At 64.8% G+C, this 14,230-nt stretch carries 14 protein-coding genes; 10 read left to right on the top strand and 4 right to left on the bottom strand.

Annotation, left to right across the window (positions count from 1 at the left end; all coding sequences use genetic code 11):
* The first annotated feature begins 30 nt into the window (after window positions 1–30).
* The 8 genes from B4U45_RS04130 (at window position 31) to B4U45_RS04095 (ending at window position 8,752) form a co-directional block, all read left to right on the top strand.
* A complete protein-coding gene (locus B4U45_RS04130; RefSeq protein ID WP_083153455.1) occupies window positions 31–2,412 on the top strand; it encodes a heavy metal translocating P-type ATPase in 2,382 nt (793 codons plus the stop codon).
* Window positions 2,413–2,562: 150 nt separating this feature from the next.
* Window positions 2,563–3,564: an Acg family FMN-binding oxidoreductase gene (locus B4U45_RS04125; protein WP_083153457.1), complete on the top strand. Its 1,002-nt coding sequence runs from the start codon at window positions 2,563–2,565 to the stop codon at window positions 3,562–3,564.
* Window positions 3,565–3,607: 43 nt separating this feature from the next.
* Window positions 3,608–4,189, top strand: a complete 582-nt coding sequence (locus tag B4U45_RS04120; protein WP_075545447.1) for an Rv1733c family protein — start codon at window positions 3,608–3,610, stop codon at window positions 4,187–4,189.
* A 73-nt stretch (window positions 4,190–4,262) separates the two neighbouring features.
* Complete coding sequence (locus tag B4U45_RS04115; RefSeq protein WP_075545504.1) at window positions 4,263–5,384, top strand: 4Fe-4S dicluster domain-containing protein; 1,122 nt, start codon at window positions 4,263–4,265, stop codon at window positions 5,382–5,384.
* Complete coding sequence (locus B4U45_RS04110; protein ID WP_075545448.1) at window positions 5,377–6,240, top strand: FAD/NAD(P)-binding protein; 864 nt, start codon at window positions 5,377–5,379, stop codon at window positions 6,238–6,240. The genes B4U45_RS04115 and B4U45_RS04110 overlap by 8 nt, the downstream gene beginning before the upstream one ends.
* Window positions 6,241–7,008 (top strand): NADH-quinone oxidoreductase subunit B family protein, encoded by a 768-nt coding sequence (locus tag B4U45_RS04105; protein ID WP_075545449.1) that lies wholly within the window; start codon window positions 6,241–6,243, stop codon window positions 7,006–7,008. It begins immediately after the preceding gene.
* Entirely contained in the window at window positions 7,005–8,297 is a 1,293-nt protein-coding gene (locus B4U45_RS04100) for a Ni/Fe hydrogenase subunit alpha (RefSeq protein WP_075545450.1), read from the top strand. Before B4U45_RS04105 ends, B4U45_RS04100 begins: the two co-directional genes overlap by 4 nt.
* Window positions 8,294–8,752 (top strand): hydrogenase maturation protease, encoded by a 459-nt coding sequence (locus B4U45_RS04095; protein ID WP_075545451.1) that lies wholly within the window; start codon window positions 8,294–8,296, stop codon window positions 8,750–8,752. Before B4U45_RS04100 ends, B4U45_RS04095 begins: the two co-directional genes overlap by 4 nt.
* Window positions 8,753–8,967: 215 nt before the next feature.
* On the opposite strand, the gene B4U45_RS04090 is transcribed toward B4U45_RS04095, so the two are convergent.
* The 3 genes from B4U45_RS04090 to B4U45_RS04080 form a co-directional block, all read right to left on the bottom strand.
* The gene (locus B4U45_RS04090) at window positions 8,968–9,687 is read right to left on the bottom strand and encodes a hypothetical protein (protein WP_142995494.1); all 720 of its coding nucleotides are present in this window, start codon (window positions 9,685–9,687) and stop codon (window positions 8,968–8,970) included.
* A 416-nt stretch (window positions 9,688–10,103) separates the two neighbouring features.
* Window positions 10,104–11,192, bottom strand: coding sequence for a glycoside hydrolase family 19 protein (locus tag B4U45_RS04085; protein ID WP_075545453.1), 1,089 nt, complete (start codon window positions 11,190–11,192; stop codon window positions 10,104–10,106).
* Entirely contained in the window at window positions 11,192–11,425 is a 234-nt protein-coding gene (locus B4U45_RS04080) for an RNA 2'-phosphotransferase (protein ID WP_131808248.1), read from the bottom strand. The genes B4U45_RS04085 and B4U45_RS04080 overlap by 1 nt, the downstream gene beginning before the upstream one ends.
* Window positions 11,426–11,938: 513 nt before the next feature.
* Between B4U45_RS04080 and B4U45_RS04075 the strand changes: the two genes are divergently transcribed.
* Complete coding sequence (locus B4U45_RS04075) at window positions 11,939–12,103, top strand: hypothetical protein (RefSeq protein ID WP_158006296.1); 165 nt, start codon at window positions 11,939–11,941, stop codon at window positions 12,101–12,103.
* A gap of 130 nt (window positions 12,104–12,233) precedes the next feature.
* Here the strand turns inward: B4U45_RS04075 and B4U45_RS04070 are convergent, their stop codons facing one another.
* Window positions 12,234–12,665: a pyridoxamine 5'-phosphate oxidase family protein gene (locus B4U45_RS04070; protein WP_075545454.1), complete on the bottom strand. Its 432-nt coding sequence runs from the start codon at window positions 12,663–12,665 to the stop codon at window positions 12,234–12,236.
* Between the two features lie 525 nt (window positions 12,666–13,190).
* On the opposite strand from B4U45_RS04070, the gene B4U45_RS04065 reads away from it, so the two are divergent.
* Window positions 13,191–14,054 carry an ABC-2 transporter permease gene (locus B4U45_RS04065; protein ID WP_075545455.1) on the top strand — a complete coding sequence of 288 codons (864 nt, stop codon included), beginning with the start codon at window positions 13,191–13,193 and terminating at the stop codon, window positions 14,052–14,054.
* Window positions 14,055–14,230: the final 176 nt, after the last annotated feature.

Below are 14,230 nucleotides of genomic sequence, written 5' to 3'. Positions count from 1 at the left end.
AAAGTATCGGCAAGCGATAGGATTTTCGAGGTGGTTGGCGATACCGCAACTTCGGGCGACCGGTGGCTATCGCGAGTTCGCCGATTGATCGAACCGGCACTGGTGGTGTCGACCGTAGGTCTATTGGCCGCCGGCGGGATCGCCTGGTTGCTTGGCGAGCGCCGCCTGGCCGACGGCTGTTGGATCGCGGGTACCGCACTGGCCGTCGTGCCGGCCTCGGTCTGGGTCATGGCCGCGTTGCGCCGGGGCCGCATCGGCGTCGACGTCATCGCGGTGTTGTCACTGATCGGCACCCTGCTGGTGGGCGAATACGTGGCCGGCGCATTGATCGCGGTGATGCTGGCAAGTGGTCGTGCCCTCGATGCGGCCGCCGAACGCCGCGCGTCGCGCGACCTGCGGTCGCTGCTCGAGCGTGCGCCGCGGTTTGCAAGGCGACGTGCCGGCACCCAGGTCAGTCTTGTCCCGTTGGCGGACGTGGTCGTCGACGACATTGTCGTTGTCGGCCCGGGTGAGGTGGTCCCCGTGGACGGGCGCATCGTCGACGTGGTAGCCGTCCTTGACGAGTCCGCGCTGACCGGCGAGCCGCTGCAGGTGGAACGTGCGGTCGGCGAACCGGTCCGCAGCGGTGTGGTCAACGCCGGCAGCGCTTTTGAGCTGCGCGCCACCAAAACCGCCGACCAGAGCACCTACGCCGGCATTGTCCGAATGGCGCAGCAGGCGGGTGCGGAGACCGCACCGATCGTGCGGTTGGCCGACCGCTACGCGGCATGGTTCCTGCCGCTGTCGCTGCTGCTGGCCGCGGCTGCCTGGCTGGCGAGCGGGTCGGCCGTCCGCGCCGTGGCGGTTCTGGTGGTGGCAACCCCGTGTCCGCTGCTGCTGGCCGCGCCGGTGGCGATCGTCTCCGGGCTGTCTCGGGCGTCCCGGGCCGGGGTGGTGATCCGCAGCGGAGTCGCGTTGGAAAACCTCGGGCACGCAACGACTTTGGTGATGGATAAGACCGGCACGCTGACGATGGGGCGTCCTGTTGTGGTCGACGTGGTGGCTGCCCCCGGCCGGGACGCCACCGAGACGCTGCGGCTGGCCGCCTCGGTGGACCAGCTTTCCCCGCACGTCCTGGCCGAGGCCATCGTCACCGAAGCGCTCAGCCGGGGTCTGCGCTTGTCGCTCCCGGCTGAAGTCGCCGAAGAGCCGGGCCGCGGTGTCACCGCCAACATCGACGGGCATCGGATCACGGTCGGCAAGTCGGCCGCCGACGCCCTGACCGGCGCCTGGGTGCGAGCCGCGATCAACCGGGCCCGGTTGGACAGCGCGGCGATCGCCTGGGTCTGCGTCGACGGCGACCCGGCCGGGGCGGTGTTACTGCGCGACCCATTGCGCCGGCACGCGCCGCGCACCGTGCGCCGATTGCGCGAGGCCGGGCTGAACCGGCTGATCCTGCTCACCGGCGACCGGGCCGAACCGACGCGGGAGGTCGCCACGATTCTGGGCCTGGACGAGGTCTACGCCGACCAGAGCCCGGCCGACAAGTTCGCCGCGGTGCGCGCCGAATCCGAACGCGCGGTGACGGTGATGGTCGGTGACGGCGTCAACGACGCCCCCGCGCTGGCGGCGGCCACCGTCGGGGTGGCGATGGGCGCCCGGGGAGCCACCGCGTCCTCGGAGGCCGCCGACATCGTGTTGACCACCGATCGGCTCGATCGGCTGGCCGATGCGATGGACATCGCGCGCTGGTCGCGGCGGATCGCGGTGCAGAGCGCGGTCGTCGGCATGAGCCTGTCGCTGCTGGCCATGGCGATCGCGGCGCTGGGCTGGCTGCCGCCTGCGGCCGGTGCATTGTTGCAAGAGGGTATCGATATCGCGGTGATCGGCAACGCGCTTCGGGCGTTACGCGGTAACCCAGACACCGAGTTGCGCTTGGCCGCGGGTACCGAGCAGTTGCTGCACCGCTTCGCGGACGAACACGACCAGCTGCGTGACACCATCGGGCTGCTGCGCACCGCCGCCGATCGGGTGGCTGCCGGGCCTGATGCCGCGGCGCTGGCGTCGTTGACCGCGGCGCATACCCTGCTGACCGAGCGGATCCTGCCGCACGAACAGGCGGAGGAGGCCCAGCTTTACCCGGCGCTGGCGCGTCCGCTGGGCAGCGGTGAAGCCACCGCCACCATGAGCCGCACCCATGCCGAAATCCAGCGGCTATCCGATCGGATCGCGACCCACCTGGCGCTGGCGCAGTCGGCCGGGGCAATTCGGCATGACCAAGTCGACGACCTGCTGGCCTGCCTGTACGGCCTGTATGCGCTGTTGCGGTTGCACTTTGTGCAGGAAGAGGAAAGCTACTTCACCCTCGCCGAAGACGACGCCGCGACCGGGCCGCCGCCGCGGCCCGCCAGCGCGCAAGCACCCAACTCCTGAATCCCTTCGCCGGCGTGGCGCCGAGAGGACGTTCGCCGATTCGGCAATGGCACAAAGTCCTTCGCTGCAAGGACGCCGTGCCCTCGTCCCGCCGATGTGATTGCGCAATCGTTGATACGACGACTCCGCCGACCGAAAGGAGTAACGACCATGACTGCGCATTTTCCGGATGCCGGCACAGTCCGCACGGTCCTGACGCTGGCCTCTCGGGCGCCGTCTGTGCACAACACGCAGCCGTGGCGGTGGCGGGTGGGGGAAGCGTCCCTGCATCTCTACGCCGACACCGGCCTGCAGTTGCCCACCACCGACCCGGAAGGGCGTGACCTGATCCTGAGTTGCGGTGCGGCACTGAACCACTGCATCATCGCCCTGGCCGCGACGGGTTGGCAAGCCAAAGTGTGTAGGGTGCCCAATCCTGCGGACCCGAGTCATCTTGCCTCCATCGAAGTGTCTCGTCAGAACGCCGATCAGTTGGACATCATGCTGGCCGCGGCGATACCGCGGCGGCGAACCGATCGGCGGCACTACAGTTTCTGGCCGGTGCCGGTCAGCGACATAGCGTTGATGGCTGCGCGAGCGGCCCGCAATGGGGTGACGCTACATCAGGTCGACGCCATGGACAAGCTGAATGCCGTTGTGGCGAAATCGGTTTGGGACCACGCATCCGATGCCGACTATCTCGCCGAGCTTACCGCGTGGAGTGGCCGGCACGCCTCGGCGGTCGGTGTTCCCGCCCGCAATACGCCCATACCCGACCCTGCGGCGCCGATACCCAGCCGGCGTTTCGCCGGCCCGGAGCTGGCCATGCCGCCGGATGTCTCGCCCGCCGACGACAATGCGGTGATGCTGGCATTGGGAACGCGCACCGACGATCGGCTGGCTCAGCTACGCGCCGGTGAGGCAACCAGCGTCGTGCTGTTGACCGCGACGGCGATGGGCCTGGCCAGCTGCCCGGTCACCGAACCGCTGGAAATCGCCGAAACACGTGCGGCGGTTCGTGCCGATGTCTTCGGCGATAGCCAGTATCCGCAGATGCTGCTGCGGGTGGGCTGGGCGCCCATCAATGCCGACCCATTGCCGTCGACGCCGCGACGTGACCTCTCCGAGATCGTCGAGTGGATTGCCGACGGCGAGAAATCCGTCACTGAATAGCCGTCCGATTCCCAAGGCCCGCAAGAAGTTTCAGGAAGTTGCGATGGAGACGTTCACCATAGACCCGCGCTGTTGGCGGCTCGCCCGCTTGGTCGGTCGCAATCCGCTGCTTCGGCGCACCGACCGTCTGGAAGCCCTGCTGCTGCTGGTCGTGCTGGTCGCGTCGCTTTTGCTGATACCTGCCGCCGCTATCGTAGGCGCTGAGGTCCTCGACGCCCGGGACCACCAATACGCCGCGCAGGCACAGGTACGGCACCCGGTGACGGCCACGGTCACCGGTGCCACCCACGACCCGAACTCCGAAGGCATTGTCGTACACGTGCGCTGGGCGGCGGCGGCCGGCGAGCGCACCGGCTCGTTCCGGCACAGTGCTCCGCTCAATGTGGGGCAGCGCGTCGAAATCTGGGTGGACCGGGACGGCAACCTGGTCCGGCCACCGACACCGAGGTGGCATGCGGGCGTGGACGCGGTCGTCACCTCGGTGCTGATCGTGCTGACCTGCGGGGCCGCGATGTCATTAGTGGTCGGCTCGGTCCGCTCCCGGCTCGACCGGGCACGCGATGCCGCATGGGAGCGCGACCTCAGTTGCCTGCAGGACGACGGTGGCCGGAGGAATCGGTATTGAACACCTGTGCCGGGACAAGATTCAGATGCCGCAGCATTCGCCAGCGTTTGTGAAATAGGCTGATGACGTGTCGATGACCAGACATGGGGAAGACTCCAAGGCTGTATTGCTGGACACCGTCGGGTTGCACCGCCTGGTCGAGGTGCTGATCCAGCGGGGCTATCGTGTCATTGGTCCGACGTTGCGCGACAACGCGATTGTGCTCGCCGAACTCGACTCGGCCGACGATCTTCCGCGTGGTTGGGGCGTCGACGTGGCGCCGGGGCACTATCGGGTGCGCCGGCGCGACGACGACGCGGCGTTCGGGCATTCGGCCGGGCCGCAGTCGTGGAAACAGTTCCTGCACCCGCCGCGGCAGCGGTTGTGGGCTGGCACCCGGGACGGGTTCGGCGCCACCGAATCCGAGGATGTTCCGCGGTATGCCTTCCTCGGCGTGCGCGGCTGCGATCTGGCCGCGATCGCGACGCTCGACCGGGTGCTGGGTAGTGCGGCATACGCCGACAGCACCTTCGTCGGCCGCCGGCGTCAGGCTTTCGTGGTCGCGGTGAATTGCACCGAACCGGGCGGGCTGTGTTTCTGCGCCTCGATGGGCACCGGACCGGCAGTCGGACCCGGTTACGACTTGGCGTTGACCGAGCGCGTCGGCGCCGAGGGGATGACCTACCTGGTGGACGTCGGTAGCCAAGACGGCGCCGACGTGCTCGCGGCGCTGCCGCACCGGCCGGCTGGCGGCGACGAAATCGATTGCGCGCGCGCCGATGTCGAGGCCGCATCGCATCGGATGGGACGGCAGATGCCGGACACTGATCTACGTGAGCTACTTGTCCGGTCACGCGAGTCGCCGCAGTGGGAAGAGGTGGCCAGTCGCTGCCTTACCTGCGGCAATTGCACGATGGTGTGCCCGACCTGCTATTGCACCAGCACCGAAGACGTCACCGACCTGACCGGTGAGCACGCCGAACGCTGGCAGCATTGGGCGTCCTGCTACGAATTCGACTTCACCTATGTCCACGGCGGCGGCAGTGTGCGCCGGTCCGGCGCGTCGCGGTACCGGCACTGGCTCACCCACAAGCTGGGTACTTGGCATGACCAGTTCGACATGTCGGGCTGCGTCGGCTGTGGGCGTTGCATTGCCTGGTGCCCCACCGGCATCGACATCACCGAGGAAATGAACAAGATGGCCCGCGATGACTGAGGGAGGCGTCCCGGTGACCAGCGCCTTGCCGCCGTCCGCGATGGCGCCGGTCCCGTATCGGGTACGCAGCCGGGTGGTGGAAAGCCCGGATGCGGCGACGTTGTGTCTGGAGCCGCTCGATGCGGTACTTCCCGCGCCGCAACCCGGTGAATTCATGATGCTCTACGCATTCGGCGTCGGCGAAGCGGCGATATCCATCAGCGGGGATCCCACCGTCACCGACGGCTCGATTACCCACACCATCCGCGCGGTCGGGGCGGTCAGCCGCGCCCTGCACGGTGCCAGGCCGGGCAGCCTGATCGGGGTGCGCGGGCCGTTCGGCACCACCTGGGGACTCGACGAGGCGGCCGGACGGGATTTGGTGATGGTGGCCGGCGGGGTGGGACTGTGCCCGCTGCGTCCGGCAATCCTTGGCGCGTTGGCGAACCGCACCCGCTACGGCAGGCTGATGCTGGTCGTGGGGGCCCGCTCCAAGACCGACTTTCTGTTCGCCGCACAACTGGAAAAGTGGGCGGAGGACCCGCACATCGAACTCCACCTGACCGTCGACGTGCCCGTCCAGGACTGGCGCGGTGAAGTCGGTCTGGTGACCGAACCGCTGCGCCGGCTCACGCTGCGGCCCGACCGCACCACCGCGTTCCTGTGCGGGCCCGAGCCCATGCTCCGGTTCGGGGCAGACGCCCTGCTCGCCAAAGGCGTTGCGGCGCGAGATATTCGGGTATCGCTGGAGCGGAACATGCAGTGCGGTGTCGGTTGGTGCGGCCACTGCCAGCTGGGCCCATTACTGGTGTGCCGGGACGGACCGGTCGTCGGGTACGACGTCGCCGGCCCGCTACTACGGGTCAAGGAGCTGTAGATGAGTCCCAGTCTGGCGGTGTGGAAATTTGCCTCGTGTGACGGTTGCCAGCTGACCCTGCTCGACTGCGAGGACGAGCTGCTCACTCTTGCCGACCAGGTGCGGATCGCCACGTTCGCCGAGGCCTCCAGCGCGATGGTCGGCGGGCCGTACGACATATCACTGGTCGAGGGATCCGTCACCACCCACCACGACGAGCAGCGCATCCGCGAGATCCGGGACCAGTCGAAGATACTGGTCACCATCGGCGCGTGCGCGACCGCCGGCGGGGTGCAAGCGCTACGCAACTTCGCCGACGTCGGCGAGTTCACCTCGCTGGTCTATGCGAATCCGGAATACATTGACACCTTGGCGACTTCGACGCCCGCGGCCGCACACGTCAAGGTCGACTACCAGCTGCACGGCTGTCCGATCGACCGCGGACAGCTGCTGGACACCCTGGCCGCGCTGCTGGTCGGGCGCAAACCGCGGCTGCCGGCCAAGACGGTGTGCACCGAATGCAAACTGCGTGGTACGACGTGTATCGTTGTCGCCGAAGGCATTCCGTGCCTGGGGCCGGTCACCCATGCCGGCTGCGGCGCCTTGTGTCCCAGCCATCATCGTGGCTGCTACGGCTGCTTCGGTCCGTCCGCGGCACCGCAAACCGCCACGCTGATACCGCTGCTGCGCCGCGACGGGATGTCCGACGGGGATGTCGACCGGGTGTTTTCGACGTTCAACGTCACCGCGTTCGCCGCTGAACGAGCCGATGCGCGGAGCGACCGATGACCCCGCAAGACCGGACGCTCAGCGTCGGCACCCTGACCCGCGTCGAAGGGGAAGGGGCGCTGCATGTCACGCTGAAGGACGGCGCGCTGGACAGCGTGCAGCTCAACATCTACGAGCCGCCAAGGTTTTTCGAAGCATTCCTGCGGGGGCGGGCTTACACCGAGCCACCGGACCTGACCGCGCGGATCTGCGGCATCTGCCCGGTCGCCTATCAGGTCAGTGCCTGCAACGCGATCGAACAGGCCTGCGGAGTCGAGATGGATCCCGAGCTCGTGGCGCTGCGCCGGCTGTTGTACTGCGGCGAATGGATCCACAGCCACGTCCTGCATGTCTACCTGCTGCACGCGCCGGACTTCCTCGGCTGTCCAGACGTGATCGCCCTGGCCCGCGACCAGCGTGCGGCGGTCGAGCGCGGGCTGCGGCTGAAGAAGGCCGGCAACAAGCTGATGGACTTCCTCGGCGGACGGTCGATACATCCCATCAACGTGCGTCTGGGCGGGTTCTACTCGGTGCCCCACCGGTCGCAGTTGGCGCCGCTGGCCGAGCTGTTGCGCCGGGCGCTCGACGACGCGTTGGCGACGGTGGAGTGGGTGTCCGGGTTCGACTTTCCCGACCTCGAGCTCGACCACGAGATGCTGGCGTTGAGCCAGCCGGGTCAGTATGCGATCGAGAACGGCGCCATCGCGCGCAGCGCCGGCCCGTCGTTCCCGGTGGCCGAGTTCACCGGCCACGTGCACGAGTCGCAGGTGCCGCATTCGACCGCGCTGCATGCCACCCTTGACGGTGGCCGCTACCTGACTGGGCCGATGGCGCGGTATTGCCTCAATTCGTCGGCGCTGTCGCCGGTCGCCGCCGAGGCCGCCGCAGCCGCTGGACTGTCGAGTGAATGCCGAAATCCTTTCCGCAGCATTGTTATTCGTGCCGTCGAGGTGGTCTACGCACTCGAGGAGGCGCTGCGCATCATTGACGGATACCAGCGGCCGTCACGCCCATTCGTGGAGGTGCCGGTCCGTGCGGGCGTCGGTCACGGCGTCAGTGAGGCGCCCCGCGGCCTGCTGTACCACCGATACGAAATCGACGACGCCGGGCTGATTTTGGCGGCGACGATCATCCCGCCCACTTCTCAGAACCAGGCGGCCATCGAGGACGACCTGGCTCGCGTGGTTTCGGCGAACCTCGCGCTCGATGATGCCGAGTTGACCACCCTGTGCGAGAAGGTGATCCGCAACTACGACCCGTGCATCTCCTGCTCCGCGCATTTCCTGACGCTGACGGTGCAACGCGGATGACCGCGGGCCCGGTTGTCGTCGTCGGGCTGGGCAATCGCTACCGCCGCGACGACGGCGTGGGCGTTGTCGCCGCCGCCGCACTCGACGAACTGGGGTTGCCCGATATCCGGGTGGTGACCGACATTGTGGAGCCCATGGGCCTGCTGGAGGCGTGGTCGGGTGCTGGGCTAGCCATCGTGATCGATGCCGCCGTCGCCACGCCGCCCCTGCCGGGCCGGGTAACCCGTTGTGCGCTCAGCGATCTGGTGTCACCCGAGGCCATCAGTTCGCATCGCGTCGACGTCGCCGCCGCATACGCATTGGGGCAGGCCCTTGACCGGGTGCCTGACGCGCTGGTGGTGGTCTCCGTCGAAGCGGCCGATACCGGCCCCGGCGTCGGTTTGACACCGCAGGTGGCAGCCGCGGTGCCGGCGGTGGTGCGCATGGCTGTCGATGAAATCGATCGAGCGCGCTGAGCCGTTATGCGGCTGACAACTGCTGCTGAGAAGGAAACCTTCGGCAAATACCAATCGCACGGGGGATCCAAAGCAGATTCCCCTCGAGATCTCACCGTTGTCAATAATCCCCTCACAATGGAGCAGATGCCGGACGAATTTCCGGTGACACTCCCATAACGATGCAACCGTGGCCGGGCTTTGGTTGTTGAAAGTCGGGGTTCCCCTCCCACGGATTAGACATGAGGAGGCTGAGCGCCAATGTGTGCGATGTCACTAACCTGAGCGTGGATCATGGTCCGCTTTCCGTTGATCTCGATGACGAGTGTTCCAGATGCTTGGGGCTGCGCGGATTGTTCAGGGATAATGATTGCGCGCTCATGCGGCGACAGGTTGAGGATTTCCAGTGCCCGATCCGGGCTCTGCTGAACCAAGTGGTCTCCAGCTAATTGCCAGACGGTCTGCGGAACGGTGGTGCTCATATCGGAGCAGTTCCAACTGGAATAGCTCAGCGTGGCGGGCCCGCCTGCCGGCCACCACATTTTGGAGATTTGAGATCCGACTGCTTCGCTTGGTGGCTGGTTGAGTTCTATGGTCTGTTGCGACCGATCGGCCAGCTTGACCAGCGTGACCGCCCCCTGGCCACACGCGTTGCTCGATCGTCGGTAAAGGCCGAAGGCGTAGTTGTCGCCGTCCGGGCTGACAGCGCCGACTGACACCGGAGTGTTGGTATCAGCTTTACTTAATGGGACGGTCGAACCCGACCGGATTGCGAAAAGAGTATCGGGGCCGCCGAAGGGAGAGGGCTCTGATTCCACCCGCGCGAGAATCACCGTGCCGTTGCGGGCGGCAACCAGCATGGGGTCGCGCGGTATCAAAGAGTTGGCTAAAGGAGGTAGGTCGACAATCTGGCGTACGGTGGCGCCGTGCGACGGCTTCGTGAGATCTAGCTGCATGACTTGTTGATGCCCATCAAGCCACACAATCGTGCTGCCACCACCGGTGCCAAGTCGTTGGGCGGTCGGTATTGGCACTGTATTGACTCGACGATTCTGAACGTCAATCGTGGTTAGTGTGGCGGGTGATGAGCGAGCGAATATGAAATGCCCATCGTCAGTGATCAGTGGCGTGCCAGAAGGTTCGGTATACGTTCCACTGGCCTTGGCGATAACCGTGGTTCCTTGGATTAGACCCATCTCATCCGCAGCTCGGTAGGCTACGAGGCTCTCCCGCGTTGTATTCGAATCATCGGCCGGAGGTTTCGTCTGTCCCTGGCAGCCGGCAAGCAGCGCCGCACAAATTTGAATGGTTGCGGCTATTCGACATGATGTCCGAAGCATGCGATCAATTACCTTGCTCTGTCGCCTCAATATTAATGTGCTCCAAGAACTCTCAATGCTGTAGCGTAATACTGGTCTCGGTCGGCTTTATTGGTTAGGCCGCCGTTAATTGCGCGAGTGATGTCATCAAAGCTGGCGGGACCGCCATCGGCGAGGGTATTGAGGTTGTGGGTGGTCCAATACCACTGCGCAATACGAAAGCCGATGTCGGGGCGTGCAGCCAGGTCTGGGTTATTGGCCAAATCAACGCCAAGCGCCTGTCCGGCTCGGGTGTAATTCGAGCGACCAGTGATCTGAATTGGGCCTCTTCCTTTGAATCGGGGTCCGTCACCCAGCTGGATATTACCGAGGTCAGTTCGGCCTTCGTATGCCGAGCCATCCGCGAACTCTTCGAACCACTTTAGCTCGCCACTCTCATGCGCAAGTTGAGCAAGGAATGCGGCACGGCGCAGTGGCGTGTTTATTTGCCCTTCCGCCATCGCTTTGTTCAACATGGGCAGATATTGCGCGGTCTTTTCCGGCGATAGCGTTGGCATTATCTGGCGCAACTGTTCGGCCGTAACGCCCTCGGGCGAACTGTCAACTGCAGGAGAAGGTGTCGGCTGTCGAGTTTGGTCGAGCGGGGCCTCGCCAACCGCCGCCCGCAGGGCGGTGGCCAGTTCGTGGTCGGCGGCGTGGGCGCGCATCCTGACTTCGCCGAGGTCTGCCTGAAGTAGCTGTAAGGTGGTGATGAATTGCAGGTCGTGTCCGCGCCCGATGCCGGTGTTGCCGATGTCGATCTGCCAGTCAGGGGTGATGGTCCAGTGGTTCGCCCGGGCAAGCTCATCGACCTTATTGAGCATGGATTTGCATTGTCGGATGTCTTCCTCGGCGCGCTGCACCACGGCACCCACCCGCGCAGATTCTTGCCCATCGGCTTCAATGTCGGTGCGATTCTTGTCTAGGCTGGAATGAAATGCCTCTCCGCCTTCGCCGTGCCACTGCGAAAGTATGTCCTTAACTTCTTGGAGGTTGGCTCCCAGGCGCTGCAACGTTGTGGCCCGGTCGGTTGCGACCTTGAACACCTGCTGGATAGCCGACAAATCCCAGCGCCTGACGTCGTCAGGGGTCAGCGGCTCCATCAAGCACCCGGTGCTCTCACAACCGACGTCATTGCCTGGACCGATGCGTCCTCGTTTTCGAGGTAGCCGGCCACCCCTGCTCCCATGCCCATGCCAAGCTCCGTCCCTGACCACAGGTGATCGCGGTGTCGGATCCACCAACGGGTCGAAACCTCGTTCAGCGCTCGTTGTGAGGCGCCTATCCAGCCCGGTGTCGCTTCGGCCAGGTTGTTGTCATGGTCGAAAAATTCCACAGCGGCCTCCTCGAAGGCGCTGAGCACCTGCTTCGACCCATGGTGAAGTGTGACCGGATCAACCCTAATCTCCTGCGGCGCCATGCCGATTCTCTATTAGTGTCCGTTGACGTGCGCGGCACAGCATAACTTGCCCCATGCTGGTGGGTGTAGCAAGCGGTAAGCATCACGAGAAATGCCCGCGAAACACCCTCTGTGTATCACGTAGAGATGATTACGAAAGGGTGATGCTCGCCCGGGCGTGAGAAGTGGGTTTTCGAAGTTGTCTTGTGGCGAGATCACTGCGAAGTTCGCCACGGCGTACATGAAGGCGTCCAAGACGGACAAGGAAAATCCTGGACCAGGCGGTGGGGGTCACCGGCTGGTCGAAGGACAATGCGCGGCACCGGTTGACGTCCGCAGCCCCGCCCCGGAGCGCGGGTCGACAGGTCGCGAAACAGCTTCGCTAGTCTATGCGCCGTTCCGGCGTCCGGACGCTCTCAACGTGGGGTTGACGAGCGGCTCAGCATTGACATGCCTGCCACCGCGAAAGAGCTTGATGCGCTGCGGCTTTCGTTGGGATTCGCGCCGCTTCCGGAAATCTTCGACGGCACACGCAGGGGTCTGCCGCACCGCATCGCCTATCGGCTGATCCACTTATTGGACCCACTGATCAAGCCGGAATCTCTTTGCAGCTAACTACGTATGTTTCATGTGCTGAGCGGGCGACGCCACGCAGTGTCGTGCACCCACCACCTCCCCGGCGCGCCGGTGGTGCTGGTCGCTGGAACTCATGCCCCGCGCAGCGCGCGACGGCATGGTGCCGAGCTCACTGAACCGGCTCTGAGGGGCTCGGTCGATCGAACCGGAAACGACGGCCGGTCACCAGGTCGGGAAGTATCCGCACATAGTGCTTTTTCTCGGTTGCGATCCAGGTCAAGAGCTGGGCGCGGTCGGCCTCCTCGATCTCCTCGTCGCTACGAAGTGAGCGTGCCCTGCCCTGGATGATCACGCTCCAGCCCTCGACGGCAGTGTGATCGTCGACTTCGAACAGCACCTGGTTGTTCATCGCGGCGCTGACCAGCTTGGTGCCTTCCGCGGTGCGGAACAGGATGGTGCGGCGCTGGACAGCGAAGTTCACCGGGAAGATCTGCGGACGTCCGTCCACGCTGGTGACCAGCCGCCCCAAGGTCACGCTTTTCAGCAGTTCCCAGCATTCGCTCACGGGGAGGATGGTGATCACTTCTCCGGTTCCCGACATCAGCCAACCCCTCTCATCTGATACCTCACAGGCATGATGCTATTGGAGTCGGTTACTTTTCCGCGCCCGCCGGCCTCCCCGGTACTAGGACTGGGCGTGGCAGACGCGACGCCCGGGGCAGTTCAATCCACGGCAGCCCTGTACGGAATTGCGCTGATTCGCGGTAAATCACCAACTCGATAGCCCTGGCAGGGCGCGGCGGGCTGCTGCCTGTACATATGACTCGTAAACAATACTATCCTATAGCACCATGGACACGCTCTTCCCCATTAGATGTCCCGGCCCGAGAGCCCTCGACCATGAAACCAAGGTCAAACCGGAACGGTTCATCACCGACGGCGCCGCCAAACGGCGGATGTATCGGCAGCATCACCGGCGGCAAGATGCGCCGCGGAAGGATCTCGATCCGCATGTCGCAGCGCTCGGATCACAGTCGCCGCAACAAGTCAACGCCGCTCTGAGACTCCGGTTGCCGGATCCCGGCGAGCCCTGCAGGGCGCACCATCTCACGAAGTGGGCTCTGCGATGAGTTCCCGCGTTATCGATCCGCCCCGGCACGCAACCTGGTGGAGGCTGAGTACGAATGTGAAGACGCCACGCCTGCTGACGCTTCGCCAAGGGTGGGTGCTCTTTGGCCGCTTTATCTCGCCGAGTCTGAGCGTCGGAGAGAAACTCACCACGGTCGGGGCGCCGGTGGTGTTCATGGTGGGCTTTTACCTACCGTTCGCTAAACCGTGGAACCAGTTCGTCGGCGGCTCAGGAGTAGCCAGCAGCATCGGGCAATACATCACGCCGTTGGTCGCATTGCAAGCCATCGCTTTTGCGGCAATCGGGACGGGTTTCCGAGCGGCCACCGATGCCTTGCGAGGCATCAATCGACGGTTCGCCACTATGCCAATTGCCCCGTTGACACCGGTGCTTGCTCGCGTGTCCGTCGCTCTATACCGATGCTGCTGGGGACTGTCGGTATCGCTGATTAGTGGTTACGTGGTCGGGTTCCGGTTTCATCGCGGACCGCTTTATATCGTTGGCTTTTGCGTATTGGTGCTCGTCATCGGGGTTGTGCTGGCGCTAGCCGCTGATTTGCTGGGCACCGCTACCAAGAACCCCGACGCGATGGTGCCTCTCCTGTCCCTGCCGATCTTGATCTTCGGACTGTTGTCAGTCGGTCTCATGCCAATCCGGCTGTTTCCTCGATGGATTCACCCGTTCGTGCGTAATCAACCCATCTCTCAGTTTGTCGAGGCGTTGCGCGCTCTGGCGGGCGATACCACTAAGAAAGTCTTACCGGTGACATGGTCGGTCATGGCGCCGACGTTGGCGTGGATTCTTGGCTGTCTGGTGGTTTTGGTGCCGATCGGCGTCATTGTCTTATCCAGACGGCGATGATCGCGATGGCGACCCAGCTATTCTCTTGGCCCGGCATTGGACGGGCAATGAGTGGTGTTATTGCGTCGAGGGCAGCGTCATGTTACCGATGGGTTCAGGCCACGTCGGCGCCATTCATGGAGTGGTGCCATGCCGGCGCGCTGGGCATCGACCGAAAGATTTTGGGTACTGGAAAG

It is taken from the genome of Mycobacterium persicum, assembly GCF_002086915.1.
GTDB lineage: Bacteria > Actinomycetota > Actinomycetes > Mycobacteriales > Mycobacteriaceae > Mycobacterium > Mycobacterium persicum.
Note: the sequence above shows the minus strand (reverse complement) of the source record. Positions and strands in the feature narration are given on the sequence as shown.

What these genes read in the sequence shown, in the direction of transcription:
- B4U45_RS04095 (WP_075545451.1), top strand. Translation starts at nt 8,294, where the DNA reads ATGACCGCGGGCCCGGTTGTCGTCGTCGGGCTGGGCAATCGCTACCGC.
- B4U45_RS04115 (WP_075545504.1), top strand. Translation starts at nt 4,263, where the DNA reads ATGACCAGACATGGGGAAGACTCCAAGGCTGTATTGCTGGACACCGTC.
- B4U45_RS04120 (WP_075545447.1), top strand. Translation starts at nt 3,608, where the DNA reads ATGGAGACGTTCACCATAGACCCGCGCTGTTGGCGGCTCGCCCGCTTG.
- B4U45_RS04105 (WP_075545449.1), top strand. Translation starts at nt 6,241, where the DNA reads ATGAGTCCCAGTCTGGCGGTGTGGAAATTTGCCTCGTGTGACGGTTGC.
- B4U45_RS04110 (WP_075545448.1), top strand. Translation starts at nt 5,377, where the DNA reads ATGACTGAGGGAGGCGTCCCGGTGACCAGCGCCTTGCCGCCGTCCGCG.
- B4U45_RS04085 (WP_075545453.1), bottom strand. Translation starts at nt 11,192, where the DNA reads ATGGAGCCGCTGACCCCTGACGACGTCAGGCGCTGGGATTTGTCGGCT.
- B4U45_RS04065 (WP_075545455.1), top strand. Translation starts at nt 13,191, where the DNA reads ATGAGTTCCCGCGTTATCGATCCGCCCCGGCACGCAACCTGGTGGAGG.
- B4U45_RS04090 (WP_142995494.1), bottom strand. Translation starts at nt 9,687, where the DNA reads ATGCAGCTAGATCTCACGAAGCCGTCGCACGGCGCCACCGTACGCCAG.
- B4U45_RS04125 (WP_083153457.1), top strand. Translation starts at nt 2,563, where the DNA reads ATGACTGCGCATTTTCCGGATGCCGGCACAGTCCGCACGGTCCTGACG.
- B4U45_RS04100 (WP_075545450.1), top strand. Translation starts at nt 7,005, where the DNA reads ATGACCCCGCAAGACCGGACGCTCAGCGTCGGCACCCTGACCCGCGTC.
- B4U45_RS04075 (WP_158006296.1), top strand. Translation starts at nt 11,939, where the DNA reads ATGCCTGCCACCGCGAAAGAGCTTGATGCGCTGCGGCTTTCGTTGGGA.
- B4U45_RS04070 (WP_075545454.1), bottom strand. Translation starts at nt 12,665, where the DNA reads ATGTCGGGAACCGGAGAAGTGATCACCATCCTCCCCGTGAGCGAATGC.